General features: G+C 68.8%; 26 protein-coding genes. 15 read left to right on the plus strand and 11 right to left on the minus strand.

Annotated elements, in window-relative coordinates; all coding sequences use genetic code 11:
- Nucleotides 1–28 precede the first annotated feature (28 nt).
- The gene (gene fdhD, locus KTR9_RS19535; protein ID WP_044507126.1) at nucleotides 29–892 is read left to right on the plus strand and encodes a formate dehydrogenase accessory sulfurtransferase FdhD; all 864 of its coding nucleotides are present in this window, start codon (nucleotides 29–31) and stop codon (nucleotides 890–892) included.
- Between the two features lie 24 nt (nucleotides 893–916).
- Here fdhD and KTR9_RS19540 read toward each other — a convergent pair whose 3' ends face one another.
- From KTR9_RS19540 to rpsH, 10 genes are all read right to left on the minus strand, one after another.
- The gene (locus tag KTR9_RS19540) at nucleotides 917–3,004 is read right to left on the minus strand and encodes a bifunctional lysylphosphatidylglycerol flippase/synthetase MprF (RefSeq protein WP_044507128.1); all 2,088 of its coding nucleotides are present in this window, start codon (nucleotides 3,002–3,004) and stop codon (nucleotides 917–919) included.
- Nucleotides 3,005–3,251: 247 nt separating this feature from the next.
- Nucleotides 3,252–4,049 carry a type I methionyl aminopeptidase gene (gene map, locus KTR9_RS19545; protein ID WP_014927811.1) on the minus strand — a complete coding sequence of 266 codons (798 nt, stop codon included), beginning with the start codon at nucleotides 4,047–4,049 and terminating at the stop codon, nucleotides 3,252–3,254.
- A 37-nt stretch (nucleotides 4,050–4,086) separates the two neighbouring features.
- Entirely contained in the window at nucleotides 4,087–4,641 is a 555-nt protein-coding gene (locus KTR9_RS19550; protein ID WP_014927812.1) for an adenylate kinase, read from the minus strand.
- Complete coding sequence (gene secY / locus KTR9_RS19555; RefSeq protein WP_014927813.1) at nucleotides 4,638–5,966, minus strand: preprotein translocase subunit SecY; 1,329 nt, start codon at nucleotides 5,964–5,966, stop codon at nucleotides 4,638–4,640. Before secY ends, KTR9_RS19550 begins: the two co-directional genes overlap by 4 nt.
- A 205-nt stretch (nucleotides 5,967–6,171) precedes the next feature.
- Nucleotides 6,172–6,612 carry a 50S ribosomal protein L15 gene (gene rplO / locus KTR9_RS19560; RefSeq protein ID WP_004023566.1) on the minus strand — a complete coding sequence of 147 codons (441 nt, stop codon included), beginning with the start codon at nucleotides 6,610–6,612 and terminating at the stop codon, nucleotides 6,172–6,174.
- On the minus strand, nucleotides 6,609–6,794 hold the full coding sequence (rpmD, locus tag KTR9_RS19565) for a 50S ribosomal protein L30 (RefSeq protein WP_010842209.1): 186 nt from the start codon (nucleotides 6,792–6,794) through the stop codon (nucleotides 6,609–6,611). Before rpmD ends, rplO begins: the two co-directional genes overlap by 4 nt.
- Nucleotides 6,795–6,796: 2 nt before the next feature.
- The gene (gene rpsE / locus KTR9_RS19570; protein WP_010842210.1) at nucleotides 6,797–7,444 is read right to left on the minus strand and encodes a 30S ribosomal protein S5; all 648 of its coding nucleotides are present in this window, start codon (nucleotides 7,442–7,444) and stop codon (nucleotides 6,797–6,799) included.
- Nucleotides 7,445–7,490: 46 nt separating this feature from the next.
- Nucleotides 7,491–7,895 (minus strand): 50S ribosomal protein L18, encoded by a 405-nt coding sequence (gene rplR / locus KTR9_RS19575; protein WP_010842211.1) that lies wholly within the window; start codon nucleotides 7,893–7,895, stop codon nucleotides 7,491–7,493.
- Between the two features lie 3 nt (nucleotides 7,896–7,898).
- On the minus strand, nucleotides 7,899–8,435 hold the full coding sequence (gene rplF / locus KTR9_RS19580; protein WP_010842212.1) for a 50S ribosomal protein L6: 537 nt from the start codon (nucleotides 8,433–8,435) through the stop codon (nucleotides 7,899–7,901).
- A 14-nt stretch (nucleotides 8,436–8,449) separates the two neighbouring features.
- The gene (gene rpsH / locus KTR9_RS19585; RefSeq protein ID WP_010842213.1) at nucleotides 8,450–8,848 is read right to left on the minus strand and encodes a 30S ribosomal protein S8; all 399 of its coding nucleotides are present in this window, start codon (nucleotides 8,846–8,848) and stop codon (nucleotides 8,450–8,452) included.
- 271 nt (nucleotides 8,849–9,119) lie between these two features.
- Between rpsH and KTR9_RS19590 the strand changes: the two genes are divergently transcribed.
- Nucleotides 9,120–10,262 (plus strand): PQQ-dependent sugar dehydrogenase, encoded by a 1,143-nt coding sequence (locus tag KTR9_RS19590; protein WP_014927815.1) that lies wholly within the window; start codon nucleotides 9,120–9,122, stop codon nucleotides 10,260–10,262.
- 24 nt (nucleotides 10,263–10,286) lie between these two features.
- Here KTR9_RS19590 and KTR9_RS27630 read toward each other — a convergent pair whose 3' ends face one another.
- On the minus strand, nucleotides 10,287–10,427 hold the full coding sequence (locus KTR9_RS27630; protein ID WP_158409760.1) for a hypothetical protein: 141 nt from the start codon (nucleotides 10,425–10,427) through the stop codon (nucleotides 10,287–10,289).
- A gap of 10 nt (nucleotides 10,428–10,437) precedes the next feature.
- On the opposite strand from KTR9_RS27630, the gene KTR9_RS19595 reads away from it, so the two are divergent.
- The 13 genes from KTR9_RS19595 (at nucleotide 10,438) to KTR9_RS19655 (ending at nucleotide 25,256) form a co-directional block, all read left to right on the plus strand.
- Complete coding sequence (locus KTR9_RS19595; RefSeq protein ID WP_044508130.1) at nucleotides 10,438–10,779, plus strand: cupin domain-containing protein; 342 nt, start codon at nucleotides 10,438–10,440, stop codon at nucleotides 10,777–10,779.
- A 72-nt stretch (nucleotides 10,780–10,851) separates the two neighbouring features.
- The gene (locus tag KTR9_RS19600) at nucleotides 10,852–11,475 is read left to right on the plus strand and encodes a DUF4262 domain-containing protein (RefSeq protein WP_014927817.1); all 624 of its coding nucleotides are present in this window, start codon (nucleotides 10,852–10,854) and stop codon (nucleotides 11,473–11,475) included.
- 138 nt (nucleotides 11,476–11,613) lie between these two features.
- On the plus strand, nucleotides 11,614–13,014 hold the full coding sequence (locus tag KTR9_RS19605; protein WP_044507131.1) for an O-antigen ligase family protein: 1,401 nt from the start codon (nucleotides 11,614–11,616) through the stop codon (nucleotides 13,012–13,014).
- 32 nt (nucleotides 13,015–13,046) lie between these two features.
- Entirely contained in the window at nucleotides 13,047–13,997 is a 951-nt protein-coding gene (locus KTR9_RS19610; protein ID WP_014927819.1) for a glycosyltransferase family 4 protein, read from the plus strand.
- Nucleotides 13,994–15,571, plus strand: a complete 1,578-nt coding sequence (locus tag KTR9_RS19615; RefSeq protein WP_014927820.1) for an oligosaccharide flippase family protein — start codon at nucleotides 13,994–13,996, stop codon at nucleotides 15,569–15,571. Before KTR9_RS19610 ends, KTR9_RS19615 begins: the two co-directional genes overlap by 4 nt.
- Nucleotides 15,568–16,692, plus strand: a complete 1,125-nt coding sequence (locus KTR9_RS19620; RefSeq protein ID WP_014927821.1) for a glycosyltransferase family 4 protein — start codon at nucleotides 15,568–15,570, stop codon at nucleotides 16,690–16,692. Before KTR9_RS19615 ends, KTR9_RS19620 begins: the two co-directional genes overlap by 4 nt.
- 35 nt (nucleotides 16,693–16,727) lie before the next feature.
- Nucleotides 16,728–17,819, plus strand: coding sequence for a cellulase family glycosylhydrolase (locus tag KTR9_RS19625; RefSeq protein ID WP_014927822.1), 1,092 nt, complete (start codon nucleotides 16,728–16,730; stop codon nucleotides 17,817–17,819).
- Nucleotides 17,820–17,968: 149 nt separating this feature from the next.
- Nucleotides 17,969–19,360, plus strand: a complete 1,392-nt coding sequence (locus tag KTR9_RS19630) for a hypothetical protein (RefSeq protein WP_014927823.1) — start codon at nucleotides 17,969–17,971, stop codon at nucleotides 19,358–19,360.
- On the plus strand, nucleotides 19,350–20,456 hold the full coding sequence (locus tag KTR9_RS19635; protein ID WP_014927824.1) for a glycosyltransferase: 1,107 nt from the start codon (nucleotides 19,350–19,352) through the stop codon (nucleotides 20,454–20,456). Before KTR9_RS19630 ends, KTR9_RS19635 begins: the two co-directional genes overlap by 11 nt.
- Nucleotides 20,443–21,714 carry a hypothetical protein gene (locus tag KTR9_RS19640; protein ID WP_014927825.1) on the plus strand — a complete coding sequence of 424 codons (1,272 nt, stop codon included), beginning with the start codon at nucleotides 20,443–20,445 and terminating at the stop codon, nucleotides 21,712–21,714. Before KTR9_RS19635 ends, KTR9_RS19640 begins: the two co-directional genes overlap by 14 nt.
- Complete coding sequence (locus KTR9_RS19645) at nucleotides 21,711–22,922, plus strand: lipase family protein (protein ID WP_014927826.1); 1,212 nt, start codon at nucleotides 21,711–21,713, stop codon at nucleotides 22,920–22,922. The genes KTR9_RS19640 and KTR9_RS19645 overlap by 4 nt, the downstream gene beginning before the upstream one ends.
- A gap of 45 nt (nucleotides 22,923–22,967) precedes the next feature.
- Entirely contained in the window at nucleotides 22,968–23,636 is a 669-nt protein-coding gene (locus tag KTR9_RS19650; RefSeq protein WP_014927827.1) for a GAF domain-containing protein, read from the plus strand.
- Between the two features lie 126 nt (nucleotides 23,637–23,762).
- Nucleotides 23,763–25,256, plus strand: coding sequence for a sugar transferase (locus KTR9_RS19655; RefSeq protein WP_014927828.1), 1,494 nt, complete (start codon nucleotides 23,763–23,765; stop codon nucleotides 25,254–25,256).
- Nucleotides 25,257–25,279: the final 23 nt, after the last annotated feature.

The raw sequence follows: 25,279 nt of genomic DNA on the forward strand, positions 1-25,279 counted from the left end.
GGACGGTCTCACGACTATCGTCGGAGTCGTGGGACGAATCACCGCACGCCGCCGCGTCACCCGCATCCGTCGCGATGCGGCACCGACGCACCGTGCCGACACCCTGGCCGTCGAGGAACCGCTCGAGATCCGAGTCGGCGGGCGCTCACTCACGGTCACCATGCGCACCCCCGGCGACGACTTCGAACTCGTCGCCGGCTACCTCGTCTCCGAGGGCGTCGTGACCACCGGCGCGGACTTCTCCACGGCGCGCTATTGCGCAGGCACCGACGCCCAGGGCGCCAACACCTACAACGTCGTCGACGCCACGCTCGCCACCCACGTCCCGCCTCCCGGACCCGATCTGGTCCGCGTCAACACCGTCACGAGCGCATGCGGGATCTGCGGCAAGGACTCCATCGCCGCGGTGACCACCGCCTCCGTCCACGACCCCGCCGCGGACACCATGACCGTCGCCGCCGGCACCGTTCTCGACCTCCCCGACCGGTTGCGCGCCGAACAGAACGTCTTCGACAAGACCGGCGGCCTGCACGCCGCCGCGCTCTTCGGCAGCGACGGGCAGCTCCTCGCCGTGCGCGAGGACGTCGGCCGGCACAACGCGGTGGACAAGGTGATCGGGTGGGCTGTCCTCGCCGACCGGTTGCCGCTGTCGAACACGATTCTGCAGGTCTCCGGACGCGCGAGCTTCGAACTCGTCCAGAAGGCCGCGATGGCGGGAATCCCGATGCTCTGCGCGGTGTCGGCGCCCTCGTCACTCGCGGCCGACGCCGCCGACGATCTCGGCATCACCCTCGTCGGCTTCTCCCGCGGAGAGTCGATGGTGATCTACTCGCGACCCGACCGGATCTCCCAACAGGGCGCGATCACCGAAACGGTCGCGGTCCCCCACTGAGGTCGTCGTCGCGGCGCGGCGGCGTCAGCCTTCTCGCGACGCCGCCAATCGGACCAGTTGACCGGTCGTGGCGTCCGGCAGGTATGCCCGCGAAATGGCCACCCCGATACGTGGGAGGTCGGATTCGTCACGGAACGCCAGGTAGACCGGCTCGTACCGGGGGTTGAACTTCTTCTTGAAGGTGTGCAGCGACCGGAACCCGTAGTACGGCTCGAGTGCGGCCCCCAGCGTGTCGAGCAATTTGTCCAACGGCTCGGCCTCGAAGTCGCCGGTCCGGGCCAGCGGGGCGCCCGACAGCGAGATGAACTGCGCACCTTCGTCTTTGAAAGCGACCGCCGACGATGCGATGAGATATTCGACGACCGGGCCGAACCCGTCGGTGCGGCGCCTCATGATGTCGAGTGTCCAGCCCGCGATGTCGCCGCCCGGAGCGAACACCGGCAACCACGAGAGCACGCCGTGCACGTTGCCCGTCGGGTCCACCGCGAGTGCAACCCTCACCGCGGGATCCATGGCCTCCTCGACACTGCCCAGGGTGAAACCCATCTCGGGTAGGCCCTTGTCCCCCACCCATTCCTCCGAGATGGCGCGCACCTGGGTCTTGACGGCGAACGACTCGTCGGCGAGCGAGACCATGCGCATCGAGATGTCCTGCTTGGCAGCCTTGTTCATCGCCGACCGCACGTGTTGCCACGGCTTGCCCTTGAACTCCAGGCCCGGCAGGTCGACGATCGTGTCCTCCGCGATCTGCACACTTAGCCACCCGCGCTCGGTGACGATCTCCGACGTCGCCGAACCGATCGAGAACCAGCAGGGCGTGGCGCCGGCACCTTCGGCGAGTTCGACGAAGGCGTCTACCGCGTCACGCAGCCGGTCGGGCGCACACACCGGATCGGCGAGCGCCACCATCGTGCCGACATGCTTGCGGTAGGTCACCACGGACTGATCGTCGAGGTCGCGTGCGTCCCCGGTGAATTGGTAGCTGTTGCCCGGCCACGTCGTCATCCACGACATGGTGCCGCCGCCGTGCACGCGGAGCAGCTCCCCGACGCGGCCGACCGGGTCGTCGACCTCGCCGGAGGTACCGACCTGACGTACGCGCCACGGCACCGCGAAGGCGAACCGGCCGGGTATGAGGATCGCGAGGACCACCACCCACAGGAGCGTGGTCCCGAGCGTCACCGCGCCTTCCGACGACACGTCGGTGAAGACGACGAGGACCACCGCGAGCACGGTCGCGAGGACGTTGAGCGCACCGAGGACGACGGCCACCCACCATGCCCATCGTTTGCCGCGCCGCAGCTGGTCGGCGATGAGCACGTTGACGACGAGGCCGATCAGCATCGTGAACAGCGAGTCGTCACCGGAATCGGTGGGTCCCAGCGGCCCGCTGCCCGGAAACAGGAAGACCAAGAGGTTCGCGACCGCGATGACCAGCAGCGCGGCGCACCCCAGCATGCGGACCTCACGCCGCGTGCGGGGAACCCAGCCGCGCTCGTTGGTGGCGAAGAACTTCTCCCCGACGACCATCATGATGACCGTTGCGAGGACGTATTCGACCGAGGCGAGGGTCCCCTCGAACAGGAACGCGATCGAGACGATCGCCCCCAGCAGGACCCGGACGCGCAACCGCCACGGCGAACGGACGGTCGCCGAGGCCACGGCCACGGCCGACACGACCAGCGCCCCAACGCCGGTGGCACGCGAGTCCGCCAGTTGTTCCGCCCAGCGCCAGGACGTGACCTCCGATGACAGCAACCACAACAGCAGGACGGTCAGCAGACACGAGACCAGGTGGCCGGCGACACCGACCAGAATGGCCCGCACGGTGCCCAATTGCCACTCGGCCCAACCCATTCCGACGATCACGGCCACCACAGCCAGCAGGTACAACCAGGGCCCGGGCTCGACGAACGCGGACGTGACGGGCGTCCACCATGGCCCCTCCCGAAGAGCGGGCAGCCCGAACGCGACATCCCGATACCAGGATTTGTCCGATGCCCGGCCCCACAGCGAGCCGGTCGTCGCACCGACGATCAGCAGGGCCGTCGCGAGGGCGATGGTGAACGGAAGCCGGCGCACGACGATGAGCCAGGACACGTCAGAATGCATGGTCAACGGTACGACGAGACGGCCGCGCCCACACGGTCATCGCCCATGATCAGTCACTCCGCAGGCGTCGCACACCAGCGTTCGTCATACCGGCGGCGCCAGACGACGGGCTCGTCGTGGATGTGGAGGACACCCGGATCGAGCCCCAGACCTCAACTCGACTCCCAGACCTCGATCGAAGTCTGTCGGTCGAGTTGACGCCTGCCGGTCGCGGGACCGATGGCCATCCTGCGCGTAGCGCTCAGACTCAGGCGGGGCGATTGGTGAGGATGCGCGGGCCGTCGGCGGTGACCGCGACGGTGTGTTCCCAATGTGCGGAGCGCGATCCGTCATCGGTGACGACGGTCCAGTCGTCGTCGAGGACGGTGGTCTCGGTGGTGCCGAGCGTCAGCATCGGCTCGATGGCGAGCGTGGACCCGATGACGAGCGTCGGCCCCTTACCCGGCTCACCCTCGTTGGCCAGGAACGGGTCCATGTGCATCTCGCGGCCGATCCCGTGTCCGCCATAGCCGTCCACGATGCCGAATGCCCGACCGAACTTCTTCTCGGCGGCTCGAGTGCCGAGTTCGATGGCATGGGAGATGTCGGTGAGACGTGCACCGTCGACCATCGCCGCGATACCCGCCTCCATCGACAGGCGCGTCGCCTCGGACAGCTCCTCGTCCGCGGCGGAGAGTGCCCCCACACCGAAGGTCCAGGCCGAGTCGCCGTGCCATCCGTCGAGGATCGCACCGCAGTCGATCGACACCAGATCGCCGTCGGCGAGAACGACCTCCGCAGACGGGATCCCGTGGACGACCACCTCGTTCACCGAGCTGCAGATGGAGCCGGGGAAGCCGTGGTAGCCCTTGAACGACGGCACCGCGCCGGCTCCCCGGATCACGGACTCGGCCACCTCGTCGAGATCGAGGGTGCTCACCCCCGGTTTCGCCGCATCGCGTACCGCGACCAAAGCGGCCCCGACGACCGCACCGGCGGCAGCCATGGCGTCGAGCTCGCCCGCGCTGCGGAACGGGACGACACGCTTGCGCTTACGAAACCCCATGCGTTACAGCGATTCCTCGGTTGTCAGGAAACGCGGGTCAGGAGACGCCGGCGCCGAGCGCGCTCAGGACGCGCTGGTGGACGCCCTGGATGTCGCCGACCGCGTCGATGGTCTTGACCTGGTCGCCGTAGTAGGCGAGCAGCGGCGCGGTCTCACGGGTGTAGACGTCCATCCGGTTGCGGATGACCTCTTCGGTGTCGTCGGCGCGACCACGCGCCAGCATGCGCTCCACGACGACGTCGGTGTCGACGACGAACGAGAGCACCGCGTCGAGCGAGGCGTCGAGGTTCGCCAGGATGTCGTTGAGGGCGTCGGCCTGCTCGGTCGAGCGCGGGAAGCCGTCGAGGATGAAGCCCTTCGCCGCGTCCGGCTCACCGACGCGGGCGCGGACCATGTCCACGGTGATCTCGGACGGGACGAGGTTGCCGGCGTCGAGGTACTTCTTGGCTTCCACACCCACGGCGGTGCCCTGGGAGATGTTGGCGCGGAAGAGATCGCCGGTCGAGATGTGGGGAATCCCGAGTGCTTCGCTCAAGAGTTCCGCCTGGGTGCCTTTACCTGCTCCGGGCGGGCCGAGGATGACAAGTCTCACTTCAGGAACCCTTCGTACTTGCGTTGCATCAACTGACTGTTGATCTGTTTCATCGTGTCCAGACCCACGCCGACCATGATCAACACGGCCGTACCACCGAACGGCAGGTTCTGGACGTTGCCGCTGTTGCCGATCTCGAGGAACAGGTTCGGGAGTACCGCGATGATACCGAGGTAGATCGAGCCCGGCAGAGTGATGCGACTGAGCACATACCCGAGATATTCGGCGGTCGGGGCACCCGGTCGGATGCCCGGGATGAACCCACCGTACTTCTTCATCTCGTCGGCGCGCTCTTCTGGATTGAACGTCACAGCCACGTAGAAGTACGTGAAGAAGATGATCATCAGGAAGTACACGGCGATGTAGACGCCGTTGCTGGGGTCGGTCAGATACCTGGTGACGTACTCCTGCCAGGTCGATTGCGTCCCATCGGGATTGCGCGTGAGTTCGACGATCAGCTGGGGCAGGTACAGCAGAGACGAGGCGAAGATCACCGGGATGACGCCGGCCTGGTTGACCTTCAGCGGCAGGTACGTCGACGATCCGCCGTACATCTTCCGGCCGACCATGCGCTTGGCGTACTGCACCGGGATGCGCCGCTGGCCCTGCTCGATGAAGACCACGCCGGCGATGATGATCAGCACGGCGACACACACCAGCGCGAAGACGAGTCCGCCGCGGCTGTTCAGGATGGAGCGACCCTCGGCCGGGATGCGGGCGGCGATACCGGCGAAGATCAGGAGCGACATGCCGTTGCCGATGCCGCGCTCGGTGATGAGCTCACCGAACCACATGACGACACAGGCGCCGGCGGTCATGACGAGCACGATGATCGACAGACCGAAGATGCTCGAGTCGTTGAGCACCTCGCCGCTGGTCGCACAGGACTGCGGAAGGAGCTGGCCGCGATCGGCGAGGGCCACGATGCCGGTCGACTGCAGCAATGCCAGAGCGACGGCGAGATAACGCGTGTACTGCGTCATCTTGGCCTGGCCGGCCTGGCCCTCCTTGCGGAGCTGCTCGAACCGCGGGATGACCACGGTGAGCAGCTGCACGATGATGGCCGCGGTGATGTACGGCATGATGCCGATCGCGAACACCGACAGCTGGAGCAGTGCGCCACCGGAGAACAGGTTGATCAGGGAGTAGACCGAGCTCGACTCACCCGAGGAGACCTCGTCGAGACACGCCCGCACGGCCTGGTAGTCCACGCCCGGGGACGGGACCGTCGCACCCAGCCGATACAGGACGATGATGCCGAGAACGAAGAGGATCTTCTTCCTCAGGTCCGGCGTCCGAATGGCCGCGAAGAGGGGGGAAAGCACTAACTCCTCCTAGGAACGACCACGCGAGGCGTACGTCCCGGGTCGATGCGACCCGGTCCCCGTGTGCTCGGCAATCGACGATGATCTTTCGGGATGCGGCGATCTTGCGGTGTCCGGCGGGACAACGTCTGAGACTCTAACAGTCACACCGAAACGCCCCGGTCGGGCGGCAGCGATGCTGCCGCCCGACCGCGGTGTGTGTCCGTCAGAGTTCGGTGACGCTGCCGCCGGCAGCGGCGATCTTCTCCTTGGCGGAAGCGGTGAACTTGTCGGCGGTGATGTCGACCTTGACCGACAGGTCGCCGTCGCCGAGAACCTTCACCAGCTTGTTCTTGCGAACGGCGCCGGCCGCGACGAGCTCGTCGACGCCGATGGTGCCGCCCTGCGGGAACAGGCGTGCGATGTCGCCGACGTTGACGACCTGGTACTCGATCCGGTTGCGGTTGGTGAAGCCCTTGAGCTTCGGCAGCCGCATGTGGATCGGCATCTGGCCACCCTCGAACCCGGCGGGCACGTTCTTGCGTGCCTTGGTGCCCTTGGTGCCGCGACCGGCGGTCTTACCCTTGGACCCCTCACCGCGACCCACGCGGGTCTTGTCGGTCTTCGACCCCGGTGCGGGGCGAAGGTGATGGAGTTTGATGGTCATGCTTGAACCTCTTCGACTGTCACGAGGTGACGAACCGCGTTGATGAGGCCGCGGTTGATCGGCGTGTCCTCGCGGGTGACGGTCTGGCGGATGCCCCGGAGTCCGAGGGTCCGCAGGCTGTCACGCTGATTCTTCTTGGTACCGATGGTGCCCTTGACCTGGGTGATCTTCAGCTCTGCCATGATCAGACTCCCTGTCCTGCACGGGCGCGCAGCATACCGGCCGGAGCGACGTCCTCGATCGGCAGACCGCGGCGGGCCGCGACCTCTTCGGGACGCTGCAGCATCTTGAGTGCGGCAACGGTGGCGTGCACGACGTTGATGGCGTTGTCCGAGCCGAGGCTCTTGGCGAGGACGTCGTGGACGCCCGCGCACTCGAGCACGGCACGCACCGCGCCACCGGCGATGACACCGGTACCGGGGCTGGCCGGGCGCAGCATGACGACACCGGCGGCCGCCTCACCCTGGACCGGGTGGGTGACGGTCGCGCCGATCATCGGCACGCGGAAGAAGTTCTTGCGAGCTTCCTCGACGCCCTTCTGGATCGCCGCCGGGACTTCCTTGGCCTTGCCGTAGCCGACACCGACCATGCCCTGGCCGTCGCCGACGACCACGAGAGCGGTGAACGAGAAACGGCGTCCGCCCTTGACCACCTTCGAGACGCGGTTGATGGTCACCACGCGCTCGAGCTGGTTGCGGTCCTGGTCGCGGCCGCCGCGATCGCGACGGTCGCCGCGGCCACCGCCGCGACGGTCGTTGCCGCCGCCCTGGTTGTTCTGGTTGTTGTCGTTACCGGCGGGTCCGTTTCCGCCGTCACGCTGACGTCCGGGCATCAGAGGTTCCCTCCGGTCATGTGGGTGTAGCTGGTGAAGATGGTCATCAGAAGCTCAGGCCTCCCTCGCGGGCGGCATCGGCGAGCGCTGCGATCCGGCCGTGGTAGTCCTTGCCGCCACGGTCGAACACGACGGCGTCGACGCCGGCGGCCTTGGCGCGGGCGGCGATGAGCTCGCCGACCTTGCGGGCCTGCGCCGACTTGTCGCCGCCTGCGGCACGCACGTCGGCCTCGATCGACGATGCCGCGGCCAGCGTCTTGCCGGCCAGGTCGTCGATGAGCTGGACGTGGATGTGGCGCGAGCTACGCTTGACCACGAGACGCGGACGGGCCGGGGTTCCGCTGACCTTCTTGCGGAGGCGGAAGTGGCGGTTGGCGGTCGCCTTGCGACGACGCGTCGACACGTCCTTGCCGACGGGCTTGCGAACTGTCTTGGTAGCTGTCTCACTCATGGCTTACTTACCCGTCTTTCCGACCTTGCGACGGATCTGCTCACCCTCGTAGCGAATGCCCTTGCCCTTGTAGGGGTCCGGACGACGCAGGCGGCGGATGACCGCCGAGATCTCGCCGACTTGCTGCTTGTCGATACCCGACACCGAGAACTTGGTCGGGGACTCCACGGCGAACGTGATGCCCGCCGGGGCCTCGATCGGCACGGGATGGCTGTAACCGAGCGCGAACTCGAGGTCGCTGCCCTTGGCCTGCACGCGGTAGCCGACACCGAAGATCTCCATCTTCTTGGTGTAGCCCTGCGTGACGCCCACGACGAGGTTGTTCACGAGTGAACGGCTCAGGCCGTGGAGCGCGCGGCTGCGACGCTCGTCGTTGGGGCGGGTCACGACGATGGAGTTGTCCTCCTTGGCGACCACGATGGGCTCGGAGACGGTGAGCGAGAGCTCACCCTTGGGGCCCTTCACGGTGACGTTCTGGCCGTCGATGGTGACGTCCACGCCCGCGGGGATCTCGATGGGGTTCTTTCCGATACGCGACATTGTGTTACCTCCCCCTACCAGACGTAGGCGAGGACTTCGCCGCCCACGCCCTGGTTGGCTGCCTGGCGATCGGTGAGCAGGCCCGACGACGTGGAGATGATGGCCACGCCGAGGCCGCCCAGAACCTTGGGCAGGTTGGTGGACTTTGCATAGACCCGGAGGCCGGGCTTGGAGACGCGGCGCAGGCCGGCGATGGAGCGCTCACGACTCGGGCCGTACTTCAGGGAGACGACGAGGCTCTTTCCGACCTCCGCGTCTTCGGTGCGGTAGTCGGTGATGTAGCCCTCGCGCTTGAGGATCTCGGCGATGTTCACCTTGATCTTCGACGAGGGCAGTGTCACCTCGTCGTGGTACGCCGAGTTGGCGTTACGCAGACGCGTCAAGAAGTCTGCGATCGGGTCAGTCATGGTCATGGGTGACCGTCAACCTTTCTCGTAGCGGTTCCCATACAGCGCCGGACGCGGGGACATCCCCGTGACCTGCGGTGGGCCTTCCACGAAGTGGATAGTTGTTTCTGAAGGTTCTCGCCGCCGATGCCCTTGGCTTTTCGCCGGCACCGGAGACTATTCAGTTGTGTCCCGGACACCTGAGGTGCACAGGCAACCGGTCTAGTGTAGGGAACTCGCAGCGTAGACCCAAATCGGCGCCGGTCATCGGCCGCGGGCCTCGGGCACCATCGAGGGTATGGACCGGCGTCAGCTACTCAGATCAGGACTCCTCGGGGCCGGGCTCCTCGGAGTCACCGGCACCACGGTACTGGCCGGCTGCTCCGGCGACGAGGAGACGACCACCACACCACGCGGCGGACCGAACCGGTCCGCGACGGTCCCACCGGGGGGCGTGTCGAACGTCGAGACCGTCGCGTCGGGACTGAACGTGCCCTGGGCGCTGGCCTTCCTGAACGGCGGCGACGCGCTGGTCACCCAGCGTGACGACGCGACCGTCGTGCGGGTGTCCCCTCGCGGCGAGGTGCGGACGGTCGGCGAGTTCGGCGACGCCGCGCCGCTCGGCGAGGGCGGGCTGCAGGGGATCGCGATGGCGCCGGGCGACGAGAGCGCGGTGTTCTTCTACTACACGACGGCCGCCGACAACCGGCTGGTGCGCCTGCAGTTCGACGGGACCCGGCTCACCGGCGCCCGCCCCCTGATCACCGGACTCGACGCGGCCTACAACCATCACGGCGGAGCCCTGGCCTTCGGTCCCGACGGCAGCTTGTTCGTCGCGGTCGGCGATGCCGCGGTGCCGGAGGTCGCCCAGGATCGCGCAGCGCTCAACGGCAAGATCCTGCGGGTCGACCGCGACGGCCGTCCGTGGCCGGGCAACCCGTTCGGCAACGAGGTCTATTCGTACGGGCACCGCAACGTGGAGGGTCTGGCCTTCGACGGTGCGGGGCGGCTGTGGGCGAGCGAGTTCGGACAGAACAGCCGCGACGAGCTCAATCTGATCCGCCCGGGCGGCAACTACGGGTGGCCGGAGGCCGAAGGCGACTCCGACGATCCGCGGTTCGTCGCGCCCGCCGCCACCTGGACCACGCGTGAGGCCTCCCCGGCCGGGCTCGCCATAGTCGGGAACCGCGCGTACATGGCGGCACTCCGCGGTCGGCGACTGTGGGAGATACCGCTGGCCGCCTCGCCCGAGGGCACCTCCGACGTGCCCGCGAGCCTCCTCGCCGGCGAGCCGGTCGGCCGCTTCGCCGACGAGTTCGGACGCCTGCGACTCGTGGCCGCGGCACCGGACGGCTCCCTGTGGTTCGGCACCAGCAACACCGACGGTCGGGGCAGGCCGACGGACGGCGACGATCGTCTGCTCCGCATGCGGATCGGTTGAGACGACACCTCACGGTTTCCGACGTCACGCGGTGACTCCGTGGGTCGATGTCCCGATCGTCGCGTGGTCTTCCTCCGCCGCACCGCCCCGGATGTGATGGAGAGTGGACAACGAACCGGGCTCGATCCACCCGAACGCCGTATCGACGTCGCGTCGCGATGCCATGGTGGTACACGTGGACTCGACTCACCTGCCCGAACTCGTCGACCAGCTCCTCTCCTCGGCACGTGAGGCGTCGAGCCGGAGGGCCTCTCATACGTTGCACGGCAACTCTTCTCGCCACCTCCGCCAGACCGTGATCGCGCTGGTCGCCGAGGCCTCGCTGTCGGACCACGACAGCCCCACCGAGGCCACGGTGCAGGTTCTGCGCGGACGCGTCGTCCTGACCTCCGCGGATGATGACCCCGACATCCACTGGGAGGGCGCCGAAGGCGATCTCGTGACGATACCGTCGACGCGACATGGCCTGACGGCACAGGAGGACTCGGCGATCCTGCTGACCGTCGCGACCCGGTGATCGCGGCGGCCCGACGGAATTGTCAGGGCCTCGTGTTCTGATGATCGCACCCGTCGAACAAAGGAGCGATCCATGTCAGACCACGCTGCCGCGATCCGAGGTCTGCCCCGGTGGCATCCCAATCCGCTCATCCGATCGACCATCGAGACCATCCGGCGCTGCGGCTGGCAGGTGACATCGGTCGGCGAGGTGGACGACGGGTTCGACATCCGGACCCGGTCCGGTGCCGAACAGTCCCTGCCGGAGTGCGGCTACTCCTATACCGCCGGACTGTCGCTGCACTCGATTCCCGAGCTCTCGATCTACGGTGTCGATCCGCTGACGGCGACCCACATCCTGAACGAGCTGGGCGCACTGCTGCACCGGGAGGACTGGCGGGATCTCGTCGCCGCGCAGACCGACATCCCGCTGCAGACTGTCGCCGTGACCGTTCGACTCATCGAGCAACTCGATCACGACGAGCTCCTCCTGGCCAATCTCCTGTTCCCGGACCATCCGAAACTGCAGGTCGTCTGGCCCGACGACCACGGCCACCTGCCGTGGGAAGACGGTTACACGCTGCTCCCGATGCATCAACCGGTGAAGGGGATGCCGCAGCTCCTCGATCCCCCGTTCGGGGAACCGCGCCTTCTCACAACCGAATACGGGCCGGACCGGGCCCGCCCACGAAAGGGTCGTCGTATCTCGGGTCACTGACCTGCGGCCGAGGGAGGTCCGGCGGCATCCGGGGAGAGGTGTGTCCGTGTTGCCCCGGACAAACGGACCTCCGAGGTGCAACCATGGGTGGCCGGGGGCCAGAACAGACCACGGGGGCACGTGGAAAGGCAGGTCGGCGTGGCGTACCTCCCCGTCGTGGTCGCTGTCCTCGTCGCCCTGGTCCTCGCCGTCGCCTTCGTCGCCGTCATCTACCGGCGCCCGCAGCGCGGGCTCTTGGTGCTGGCGGCACTCACACCCCTCGATGGCCTCCTCGACATCGCTCCGGTTCCCGGCATCGCCTCCGCGTGGAAAGAAGGCGTCCTCGCCCTCACCCTCATCTGCGCGGTCAACCGTCGCGTCCGGCCCACCGAGCGCACGGGCCCGCCGCTGCACATGCCGTGGTGGCCGGCCGCGGCCGTGCTGGTCGCGTTCGGGGTGGTCTCGGCGCTCTACGTCTACGGACCCATCGGGCTGTACGGCGTCAAGGTCACCTTCTTCTACCTGTTCGTGGTCCTCGCCCTCTGGCTGACCCCGTTCGACGCGCTCGATCGCGACCGGCTGGTCTCGATCATCATGGCGCTCGGTGTCCTCACCACCGTCGTGGGCATCGGGCAGCAGATCCTGGGTCCGGCGCGGCTGGTCGAACTCGGCTACACCTACGGCGAGCAGGTCCGGTCGAGCGGCCCGCTTTTCCGCACCTTCAGCACGTTCAATCAGCCCTTCGGCTTCGGACTCTTCGTCATGCTCGCCCTGCTGGTCGGCGGGGCGGTCGCCCTGTCCGACACCGGACGCCGGCGCAACCAGTTGTTCCTCGTCTGCTGGCCGGTCATGGCGATCACGATGGCCACGTCGGTGGTGCGGGCGGCGATCCTCGGCCTCGTCGTGGGGGTTGTCTGGCTCGCCGCACTGCGCTTCCGCCGCCTCATCGCCCCGCTCCTCGCACTCGGCGTCGTCGCCGTCATCTCGCTGCCGTTCCTGCCCTCGAGCATCACCAAGGTGTTCTTCTCCTCGAGCAGCCTCAGTCAGCGTGGTTCCGGGTGGGGTGAGATCTTCGCGAGCATCGGGGTACACCCGCTCGGAACCGGTCTCGCGTCCAGCGGGTCGGCCGCCGACGCGCTGTCGGCAGCCCGGGGCGACACGTCCCAGACGATCACCGCGGGCGCCGGCGGTACCGTGCAGCAATTGTCGAAGAACTATCAGCCGGACAACTACTACGTGAAGCTCCTCCTCGAACTCGGGCCGATCGGATTGTGGTTGTTCCTGGCGCTGATCGTGACCGCGGTGATCTGGTGTGTGCAGTACTCGCGCCGGATGCCCGACCCGGATGGAGCCTTCGTCCTGGGTGTCAGTGCGTCGATGGTCGCGGCGATGGTGGCGTGCCTGGTGGCCACCTACTTCGAGATCTTCCCGCTCGACTTCTACTTCTGGTTACTGTTGGGAGCTGCTGGATGCGCGACTGCACAACACGAATCACGTACGGTGCGCTTGCACTTCGCCCCGGAGGCAGCGGAGTCCAGACCTACATCCGCGAACTCCTGAGGGCGCTGCCGAACCATCTGAACCGCACCCCCTTGTCCGCGGTCGTCCAGACCGACGCGGTCGGTGAACTGCCGTCGTCGATCGCGCCGGTGGAGCGTCCGGTCGCCGACGGTGTCCGGCGCGCACTGTTCGGTGTACTGCCCACCCGGTCCGGCGGGGTGTTCCACGGCCTCGACGTCGACCTGCCGATCATCGGTCCGGACACGACGGTCGCGACCGTCCACGACCTGTCGGTGCTCGACATGCCGTCCGCGTCGAGCAGGTTCCGCGCCGCGGGCGAATCCGTACTCGTCCGCACGACACTTCGTCGCGCCGACGTCCTGATCGCCGTCTCCGAGTTCACCGCCGAACGGATCCGCGAGACGTGCGGGCGGGAGGCCTACGTCACCGAACTCGCGCCCGCCGAGTGGGCGCGGCCGCCGTCGGACGCCGACGTCGAGCGCGTCCGGGCGAAATACGATCTGCCCGAACGCTTCGTGATGCAGATCGGCACCGTCGAACCCCGCAAGAACGTCGAGCTGGTGGCGGCGGTGGCGCGGCGCCTCGACATCCCGTGTGTGCTGGGCGGCGCCGGTTCGACGGGGCCCGATGCGCCGTCGTCGGCGGTTGGGCTCGGCTACGTCGACGTCGAGGACCTGCCGTCGCTCTACGCCGCGGCGACCGTGACCGCCTACGCCTCCTTCTACGAGGGGTACGGCCTGCCGCCGGTCGAGGCGATGGCGTGTGGGGGCGCCGTCGTCGCGAGCGCGGTCGGCGCGCTTCCGCAGGTCGTGGGGAACGGCGCGACCCTGGTCGAGGGCCACGACGAGGACGACTGGGTCCGCGCCGTCGAACCCCTCGTCCGCGACGATGCCGCCCGCGCCGAGCTCGTCGCCGCCGGTACCGCGGTCGCGTCGGCGCTGACCTGGGACACCACCGCCCGCCGGACGGTCGAGGCCTACCGCGCTGCCGGCATCGACCCACCCGCTCCGGGGGTGCCGTGAGCCCTGATGTCACCGGCCCACTGCCGTCCGACGTGGTGGTCGAACAGCAGGCCGAAGCCGAATGGCAGACCCGGGCGACCGGCGCCGGGAGCGGGCCGAAGACCGCGCCAACCGACGACACCGGCCCGCACCCCGCCTCGGATGCGCGGGCCGCCACCCGGGCGACGATCGCAATGCTGGTGAGTCGCCTCGTGATCGCCGCGCTCGGCTGGGCCGGAAGCGTTCTCGTCGCGCGCACGCTGTCGCCGGAGGATTGGGGCACCTATTCGTTCGTGTTCGCCCTGCTCGGTCTGACCGCGATCTTCACCGATCTGGGGGTCGGCCGCGCGGTGATGGCCCGGCTCATCTCCGACGATCCCGACGACGTGGCGAAGACATCGTCGGCGTTCATCGCACTACGGGTCGTGCTCGGCTTCCTCGGCTACCTGATCGCCGTCGCCTACGTGATCGTGCTGCAGTACCCCGGTGACGTCATCCGCGCGACCGCCGTCGCGGGTCTCGTCGTCGTGTTCGCCACGCCCGCACAGGCACTCACGGTCATCTTCCAGAGCAGGCACCGCCTCCTGCTCACCGCGATCGCCGAGAGCCTGGGGCAGGTGTTGCAGCTGGCCCTGACGGTCGCCGCCGTATTGGTCGCGCCGGTGCTGCTGGTGTTCGTCCTCGCCCCGGTCGCGAATGAGATCCTCTCGCTGATCATCAAGGTCGTCGGCATCATGCGCCGGTCGTCGGGGCTGCGGCCGTCGCGGATCGTCGAATGGTCGCGCTGGAAACCGATGCTCTCCGACGCGCTTCCGCTGGCACTCGGTCTCGCGCTGACCATCGCACTGCAGAAGGTCGACGTCCTGCTGCTGAGCCTGCTCGACTCGCTCGACGCGGTCGGCATCTACAGCATCGGGTACAAGTTCTCCGACATCATGGACACCCTCATCCTCGCCGCGATCGGCCCCGTCAGCACGCTTCTGGTGGCCGCGTGGCCGAGCCAACCGGCGGTCCTGCGCCAGCGATGCCGAAGTGCGGCCGCCGTCTTCGCCGCGAGTGGCGCGGTCGCCGTGGCCGCCTTCTGGCCGAGCGCCGGGCCCATCATCGGACTCCTGTACGGCGACCGGTTCGTCGTCGGCGCGAACGCCGCCCGGTTCCTCGTCCTGGGCGCGGCGATCACGGCCTTCATCGTGCTCGGCATCTTCCTGCTGGCGTCGACCGGTCACGCGAACCGCTACCCGTGGATCGCGGTCGGCGGCCTGGCCCTCAACGTCGCACTCAACGTTGCCCTCATCCCGCGGTACTCCTACGACGGAGCGGCCGTTGCCACCGTGATCACCTTCGCCGCCGCGGCGGTGGCGCTCTGGGTGGTGATCGGCCGGACACTGCCGATCACCGGTCTGCTCCCGCTCGGCACGCTCATCGTGTTGATCGCGCTCACCGCGGCATCCTGCGCACTCGGGGTCCGGTTGACGGATTCGGTGCCGTGGCCGGTCGTCTCGGCCGGCGCGGCGCTGATCGTCGCCGGGCCCGCCGTCCTGCTGATCCGGGCGGCGACCGCGCCTCCCGGCCGACACACGAAGGTGGTCCGATGACCGGTTCCGCATCTGAACGCCCGATCGTCTTCGTCGCGCACACCGGCCAGGTCTCCGGGGCGGAGAAGGTGATGCTCGATCTGATCGACGTCGCGGTCGATCGTGGTCACCCCGTGCGGGTCGTCAGTCCCGACGGCCCGCTGCCCGGACGACTCCCGGCCGGGGTGGACCACGTGGCCATCCCCCCGCTCGGTCTGAGTGGGGAGCGCGGCCTGGCACGTCTCGCGGGTGCGGGCCGGCTCGTGCTCGATTGGATACGGGCCGGGCGCATCCTTCGCCGGGTATCACGGCCCGCCGGCACGTCGACCATCGTCAACTCGTTGTTCGCACTCCCCGCCGCACGCATCGCGCGACCCGCGGGAAGGATCTCCTGGCTCGTGCACGACACCCTTTCGTCGGGCCGGCAACACGCGGTCGTCCGCGTCAGCGCACCGGTGATCAGGCGCGCGGTGGCGGTGTCGGAGGCGACCGCGGCACCTCTCACCGAACACGGTCTCCCGGTCGTCGTCGCCCACAACGGGGTGACCTGGCCGGTCCCCGCCCTCCCGACCGATCTGCACGACCCGCCGGTCGTCGGCATGCTGGCCCTGCTCACGCCCTGGAAGGGGCATGCCGTCGCGCTCGACGCCGTCGCCGCGCTACCGGATGTCGAACTCGAGTTCGCCGGCGGATCGTTCCCCGGCGACGCCGATCATGTTGCCGCACTACGAGATCGGGCCGGAAAACCAGATCTCGCCGGCCGCGTCCGATTCCTCGGCCACACCGACCTGCGGACCGCGCTGCAGCGGTGGGATGTGGTGCTCTCGGCGAGCGTGACGCCGGAGGCCGGGCCGCTGTCGGTACTCGAGGCGATGGCCTTCGGAAAACCCGTGATCGGGACCGACCACGGCGGCACCACCGAGTTCCTGCGCAACGGTGCCGGGGTCCTCGTCCCGCCGTCGGATCCCCCCGCGCTCACCGCGGCGATCGGACGCGTCCTCGACGACGCCGACCTCCGCCGCGCGTTGATCGCAGAGGCTCGGCGCCGTATCGCGGACGGACACGACAAATCGGCGACCTTACCGCGTATGCTCGACGAGTTGTTGTCCGGCCGAGAAGAAGTCCGCGGCCGGCACCTGTGACGCGCGATGCGCATCTCGTCAGATAGGCACCATCCATGACACGGTCCCTGCACGGTCGGGCCACCCGATCGGCACTCACGTACGTGTGCATCCTCGTTGCAACCCTCACCGCCATCGTATGGGTGCGCAGCGACGCCCATTCGGCACCGGCCGCGTGCTCACTCGCGGGTGGCGATCACAAGGTGGCGGCCTCCCCGGGAGCCGCTCTGCTCGCCGCGTCCGACGCCGATCTGAACCGAGAGCTGTCGGTGGCCAAGGATCTCGGCATGTGGGCGGTGCGCCTCGACGTCGACTGGTCGGTCGTCGAACCCCGCCGCGGCCAACGCAACTGGGCCCCCATCGACCGGGTGGTCAACGCCGTCGTCGCCCACGGCATGTGCCCGCTGGGCCTGGTGACCTACACCCCGTTGTGGGCGGCGCGCGCGTCCGACTTCCCGCGCAACAGTCACTACCGCCCGGCCGACCCCAACGTCTTCGCCTCCTTCGCCGCGGCGGCGGCGCAGCGGTACGCCGAATCGATAGCGGTCTGGGAGATCTGGAACGAGCCGAACCTGGCGAACTACTGGCTTCCGCGTGCGAACGCAGGAGAGTACGGCCGCCTGCTCGCCGCGTCGTACGCGGCCATCAAGAGCGCGGTCCCGGGCGCCGCGGTGGTCTCCGGTGGTCTCGCGCCGGGCGTCGACAACGGCCGCGACATCGCGCCGTTGACATTCGTGCGCACCATGTACCAGAGCGGGTTCAACCGGTCTCTGGATGCGCTGGGCGTGCATCCCTACACCTATCCGGCGCTGCCCAACGACCCGGCCGCGGCGTCGTGGAGCACCGCGGCGCGGATGTGGGACATGCGCGATGTGATGGTCGCGGCGGGTGACGGCGACAAGAAGATCTGGATGACCGAGTTCGGCGCGCCGACCGGTACCGGCACCAACGCGGTCTCCGAAGACGTTCAGGCGCAGAGCATCGCGATCGCCATCGGCGCCCAGACCGACGCGCCGTGGCTGGGGCCGTTGTTCGTGTACTCGCTGCGGGACGCCGGCACCGACCCGAACAATCTCGAACACAACTTCGGACTGGTACGACGCGACTGGTCTCCGAAGCAGGCGTACACGATGCTCGCGTCGCGATGACCGGCGAGATCGTCTGTCGCCCACACGCCACGCCCGTCCGCCTCGACCACCGTCATCCGGGTCGTTGGCTATGGTGAACTGACAGCTGATCGAGCACTGCAATGTCCGGGGATGGTCGGGGGGTATCCGACACCACAGGAGTTACGCGCGTGACCTCCAGCTTCGATGCCGCCGGGCGACGCGATGCGCCGCCCTCGGTCGACCTGTTCGGGCACTTCCGTGACCTCATCCGCGTAGCCGTCCCCGCGATCCTGATCGGCATCATCGTCGGCGCTTCGGTGTTCGCAATGCGGACCGCACTTGTCCCGAAGGAGTATTCGGCCACGGTCGTCACCGAGATCACGCCCGCCGGCACGATCATCCCCGGCGACGCATTCGTCGAACAGCTGCGTGCCCCGTTCGTGGCGCTGTCCACCGACGAGAACGTCCTTCAGCAGGTGCTGACCCAAGTCGACACCGGATGGACCCCAGGCGAGTTGAGCTCGCATGTCACCACGACTCCGGGCACCGCACCCACGCTCTTGGACTTCACCGCCACGGCGCCGACGAGCCAGCAGGCCGAGGACGTCGCCCGCGCGATGGTCACCGCCATCTCCGCCGCATCCCTCTCCACCCATGCGCGCGACATCACCCGGCAGATCGACCAGCTGCGCGCGCAGGTGACCGCCGAGCGCGTCCGCAACCGCGCGCTGCCCGACCGTAGTGACGCGAAGGTCGAATCGGACGCCACCCTCGCCGATCTGGACTCCCAGCTCACCCGCCTGCAGAACTCGTCGACGGACACGCTGACGATCCTCGCGGCACCGTCGGCGAGCGAGATTCCCGTCAGTCCCAAGCCCGCACAGGAGGGCGCGGTCGCCGGGATCGCCGCGACGATCATCGCGGCCGAACTGCTGGTGCTGTTCCGTGGGCGGGTCGGCCGTAAACCGAATCCGATCTGGGCGCGCCGCGCCGCGCACCGGTACGGCGCGCAACTCACCTACGGACGGCGAGGTGAACCGGCGTTGCCGTCGACGCTGCTGCCCGCGTTCGCACAGCGTCACCGCCGAGCACAGATCGCACTGATCCTCACCGGTGAGCACGTCGACGCCGATCGCCTGGTCGGCGATCTCGTCCCGCCCGCGGACGACGCGGCGACCGGGCATCATCTGCGCGTCGCGCAGCACCCTCTCACCGACGCCTGGTGGCAGCGCGTCGACCCGGGAGACCTCACGCTCGCCGTCGTCGTCGTGTCGTCGTCCGGGCGCGATCGCAAGGCCGCCGACCAGGCCCTGTCCCAGCTCGCGACCATCGGGTCGACCCGACATCTGATCGTGCAGCGCACGGGGAAGCAACCTTCCGCGCCTGCCTTGTCCAGCCCCGCCGACGCGGTACCCGACGAGAGCGTCGGGGGCGAGACCGCCGGGGACAGCGCAGCATCCAGAACCGAGGCCGCCACACCCATGTCACCTGCCGCATCGCATGACGATCCCGGAACGACGTCACACGATTCCGACCGGTTCCGAACCGCTTCGGGAGATGTGGGCAGCAATGCCCGGTGACCGCATCGCCGTCGTCCACGAACGACTCACCGAGATAGCCGGATCCGAGCACGTCGTCGAACAGCTGGCCGCGACGTGGCCACGCGTCGAGGTCCATGCGCCGATCGCCCGGCCCGCGGGTGTCCCGGCCGGGTTGACCGAGCCGCCGATCACCTCGTCGCTGAATCGTGCCTACCGCCTGCTCGGTGAACGCAGCTACGCGCCGCTGCTCCCGCTGATGCCGCTGGCGTTCCGGCGGATGCCGTTACGGGATGCCGACGCGGTCGTCACCAGCCATCACGCCTTCGCCACGCAGGCGGTGCACGCGACGCAGGCCCCCGTCATCGCCTACGTGCACAGTCCGGCCCGCTGGGCGTGGGACCCGTCGCTGCGGGCCGGCGAAGGCGGTGGCGCCGCCGGCGCCGCGATCCTGTCGGCGCTGTCGGTCGCCGCCCGGCGCTGTGAGGTCGGGGCCGCTCCCCGCCTGCACACCGTCGTCGCGAATTCCTCCGCGGTCGCCGAGCGCATCCGCGAGCACTGGGGACGCGAGTCGGTCGTCGTGCACCCACCGGTCGACCTCGACGGCTTCACCCCCGATCCCGCCGTCCCCCGCGAGGACTTCTACCTCCTCGCCGGCCGGCTGGTCCCGTACAAGCGGCCCGACCTCGCGATCGCGGCCGCCGCCCGCGCCGACGTCCGCCTCGTGGTCGCCGGGGACGGCCGGGCCATGGAGCAGTGCCGAGAACTCGCCGGGCCGAAGACGACGTTCCTCGGCCGCGTCCCCCACGACACCCTGCTGAACCTGCATCGCAGCGCCCGGGCGGTCCTGATGCCGGGGATCGAGGATTTCGGGATCGTGCCCGTCGAGGCGATGGCCACCGGCACCCCCGTCATCGCGCTCGGGGAGGGCGGCGCGCTCGACACCGTCGTGCCCGGCTCGACCGGTCTGCTCATCGAGCCCGGCAGCGACGACGAGATCGTCGAGCGTCTGGCGGCCTCGTTGCGCAACTTCGACGTCGACGACTACGACCGTTCCGAGATCCGGGCCTGGGCTGAACGATTCCGGCGCGAACGGTTCCGCGACGAGATGCGCGAGGTCGTCGATGCGGCGATCTAGGAACCCCGGGGCAGCCGGGCTCCAGCGCGCGTCCGTACTGGACCGTGCGCTGGCCACGTCCCGCACGATCTCGGTGACCGGTCCGATGGCGCCGCTGGACCTCGATGTCATCCGCAGCCGCCTGGCACGGGCCTGGACGCCGAACTCGAGACTCAGCCTCGTCCCCGACCCGGCGTCGGCCGCCTGGGCGCACGACGTCGAGACCCGGCCACAGGTGTGCAAACGTCCCGACCTCGCCGACCTGCCGGTCGGCGACATCATGACGCACCTGCGCAATCGTCCCGAACCGCTGCCCCGGCTCGAGGTGCTGGTGTGCGGGCAGTGGCTGGTCATCGACCACACCCACGGGATGGGTGACGGCCGCCTCGGCGTCGAACAGATCGCCGGTGTGGCCAGCCGCCATGAGTTCCCGATGACCGAACGCTTCGAACGGTCGTTGCCGTCCGCCGCGGCGTGGCAGGCACTGCGCCGACATGTGCTGCGTCATCCGCGACGTCTCCGCGACATCGTGCGCCTGCGCGCAGCCAACGCCGCGCCGCCCACCGACGCACCGCTGCGCACGATCACCGACTGGCGCTCCACCCGCTGTGCCGTCACCGCCGCCATGCGCCCGTGCCAGACGGCCGAACTCAAGCGGGCGATCGCCGACACGGGCGTCCGGATGTCGTCGGCGGCGGTGACCGTCGGACTGTGGCGCGCCGCGCTGGCCGCGCAGGGCGTCCCCCTCGACGACCGCACCCAGATCCTCTTCGACTGCCGCCGCTATCTCGACGCCGAGCACGCCGAGGACCACGGGAACTTCGCCGTGGGCATCCCGCTGCTCTTCCCGCCCGACGCGACGCCGATGGAGATCGGGGACCGTATCCGCGCGGTCGCCGAATCCGGCTGGCCCGCGGCCATCCTGGCTGCCGGTGAACTGCGGATGCGGCTGCGCCCGTCGACACCGGGCGAGGGCACGGTCCCATCCCGGGTCGAGGTGCCCGACCGGTTGCGCCTGTCGGTCAGCGATCTGGGCCGCGTCGGGATCTTCGGCGACCTGCCGTGGGAGCCCGCATCGGCGTCGCACCACCTGTTCGCCTACGTCGAACCGGACGGGCCGGACGCGGCGAGCATGCTCGTCAGCGAGATCGACGGTTCACGGAGCTTCACGACGACGTTCTGCAGCGACTTCGTCGGGCGCCCGGTGATCGAAGCGGCCCTCGACCACCTCTGTGAGGATCCGGTGTCGCTGCTGGATCGACTGCTCACACGGTCATGACGGTGGCGTCGCGGCACGTCGGGCGCACGCCCGTGCTCGTGGCCCTCCTCGTCGTCACCGTCCTGGTCGCCGCCGCGTGCTCGTCGGCTCCCGGTCCTGCCTCCGACGGCGGGTCGCGAGAGTTCGCGGCACCGGTCGGGGCATCGGCGGGCGACCTCGTCGGCGCACCGGTACCGACCGACGCCTACATCGCGCTGCGGCGCCTCGTCGATCGCACCGTTCGCTTCCGCTATCTGTCGACCGATCCGGCCGGCGATCGACTGGTTCCGGTCTCGGCCGCGGCCTTCGTGCCGCGCGGCCGCGCACCGGCTGGTGGCTGGGAGATCCTGGCGGTCGGGCACCCGACGACCGGCACCGCGGGCAACTGTGCCCCCTCGCTCTACGGGAACCTGCTGGGCACCATCGGTCTCATCGCGTCCCTGCTCGAGCAGGGTTTCGTCGTCGTGCAGACCGACTACCAGGGACTCGGAACCCCTGGACCCCACCGCTACCTCGACCCGGCGCCGGCAGCAGACAACATCATCGATTCGGTCCGGGCTACCCGCACGGTCGTCGACGGCACGAGCGACCGGTGGTGGGGTTTCGGGGTGTCGCAGGGCGGTCATGCGGTGTTCCACGCCAACGAGATCGCGGACACCTACGGTCGTGGGCTACGCCTGCGCGGCACGGTGAGCATGAGTCCCGCGCTCGACGTCGCGCCGCTGGCGGACTCGATGGCCGCCGGCACCCTCACGCCCGAGCAGATCGCGTTCCTCCCGCTCGTACTGACCGGGCTGAAGACGATCCACCCCGAACTGGTCATCGACGACTACGTCCACGGACCGCTGCAACAGGCCTTCGGGGTGTTCCTCGAGTGCAACGACGCCGCGCTCGTGCAGAAACAGGCCGTCGTCGAACGGACCCGACCCGAGGACTACCGGCCGGTCGACGACGCGGCCACCGAGGCCCTCCGGACGTGGCTGCGCGAGGTGAGTCTGCCCCGGGGGCGGGCATCGGCCCCGATGCTCGTGGCCTACAGCGACTCCGACGATGTCATCCCGGCCCCGTGGACCGCGGCGGCCATCGACCGGGCCTGCCGTCTGGGTGATGACATCACTGCGCTCAGGGTCAGCAACCAGGCGCACGGCATACTCGACATCGGTTCCGCGGCCACCGACTGGGTCGGCGCCGTGCGATCAGGACAGCGACCGCCGAACACGTGCGCGTGAGCTGGATGTTCTGCCCGGTCGAACCGGGCTGCGAGAGGAGTGACGATGAGCGCGAGCACCGAGGACGGTGACAACACGGTGAACCCCGTCGACGACCCCACTCCCGACTCCGAGACGACCGCGGACGCCGACCAGCTGGCCGCGCTCTTCGACACCTCACCCGAGGCCGGCCTTCTCGCCGTGCTCGAGGCGGTCCGCGGGCGCAATCCCGACATGGCCAAATCGCTCCACGCGGTCCTGTCCGATCCCGAGCGCATGCGCGCCCTGAAGGACAGCGGGCTCCTCGACGACCCGCCGACCCACGGCCTCGACGAGACCATCCGACTCACGATCGACGCCGTGGGTGTTCCGCATGTCGCCGTCAATCTCATCACCCCTGAGGAACAGGCAACTGCAGCGATCGCGTTCCGGTCCGGGACACCCGACGGCCCCAGCACCCGGACGCTGGTCAACTCGCTCTGCGTCCTTCCGGTGGTCAGCGGCTCACCCCTCATCATCGACGACATCGCCGACCACGCCCTCCTCGCCGACCACCCGACCGCCGTCAGCGGCGAGGTGACCGCCTACCTGGGCATCCCGCTCGCCGACGACGACGGACATGTCATCGGTACGTTCTGCGCCTGGGATTCCGAACCGCATCACTGGTCCTCCGCGGAGGTACAGCTCATGTCCGATCTCTCGATCCTGGTCCAGGAGCTCATCTTCGGGAAGTGAGCGCCTCCTGACCCCTCTGACCTGCCGTGGAGCAACCGGTGCCCAACACGTGCCCGGTAGGCGCACGCGAGACGGTCCGGTGCACCTACAATCGTCGGCACGGGGGGCTGTTCGGATGGAGTGGACTTGTCGACCCGTGTTTCGCAGGCCGAGATCCCGCAGACGACGACGCGCGCCCCGGTGCCCGCGACCGCGGGAACGAGACGCACTTTCCATGAGCTGATCCGCGACGATCCCCTGAGCACGATCGTCACCGTGTCGATCGACGTGGTCTCCGCGTCGATCGCAGTGGCGATGGGGATCTGGTGGGTCAACAGCGGCGCCGGCGCGAGCCCGCCGCTGTGGACGCTCATCCTCTTCGTGCCGATCCTCGTCGTCATCTTCGCGTTGCGCGGGGTGTACCGGCGAGGACTCAACCGCCGGTTCCTCGACGAGGTCGGCGGGGTGATGACCGGGTGCACGATCGCCGCGATGATCCTGCTCTGCTCGCTGCTCCTCTCCTTCTCCGACGACCGGCCCGGCGCCGCGGTCACCAAGGTGTGGGTGTCGGCGCTGTTCTGGGTTCCGTTCGGCCGTCTCATCCGCGACACCATCCAGCGGAGTCTGCGCAAGAGCGGCCACCTGCTGTCCCCCACCTTGATCATCGGCGACGGGCCGATCACCGCACAGGTCGTGGGCCGCATGGTGTCGGCACCCGAGCACGGCCTCCGGCCGGTGGGGATCCTGGCGGCCGGCGCGCCGCCCCGCGCCGATCGGGACGAGGGCCCGACCAACGAGATCGCGCAGCTCGGTGGAGTGGACGAACTCGACCTGGCGATCCGTGCCACGAAGGCCGAGGTCCTGGTGGTGGCCTTCGCGGTCACCAATGTCGAAAGACTCACCGCCGCTGTCCGTATCGCCCACCGGCACGGCGTCAAGGTGTGGATCGTGCCGCGGATGTTCGACGTCGTCGGACGACGCAGCCGGGTGGACCACATCGGCGGCCTGCCCTTGATGTCGGTCCCACACACCAACCCGCGCGGGTGGCAGTACCGGACCAAACACATCGGCGACCGGGTGATCGGGGCCCTGATCCTGGCAGCGATCTCACCGCTGTTCCTCACCCTCATGCTGCTCGTCCGGTTGAGCTCGCCCGGGCCGATCTTCTTCGCGCAACCGCGAGTGGGTCGCAACGCGCGGGTGTTCGACTGCCTGAAGTTCCGTTCGATGCGGCCCGAGGACCCCGACGCGGAGAAGTTCCGTCCCACCGAGGGCAGCGCTCCCGGCGGCGTCGAGGGGGTCGACCGGCGGACCAAGATCGGCAAGATCATGCGGTCGACGTCGATGGACGAACTGCCCCAGTTGCTCAACGTGATCCGCGGGGACATGAGTCTCGTGGGTCCACGACCCGAGCGTCCCGAGTACGTCTCGTTGTTCGAGGTCCAGATCCGGCGGTACGGCGAACGCCACCGGGTGAAAGCCGGGGTCACCGGATGGGCGCAGGTGCACGGCCTTCGCGGCCAGACCTCGATCGCCGACCGCGCCGAGTGGGACAACTACTACATCGAGAACTGGTCGCTGTGGCTCGACATCAAGATCCTGCTCCTGACCGTGCTCGCGGTGCTGAAGAAGGCGGAGTGAGGCTGGGCCACACCCAGATCAGA

Origin of the sequence: Gordonia sp. KTR9 (genome assembly GCF_000143885.2) — a bacterium.
GTDB lineage: Bacteria > Actinomycetota > Actinomycetes > Mycobacteriales > Mycobacteriaceae > Gordonia.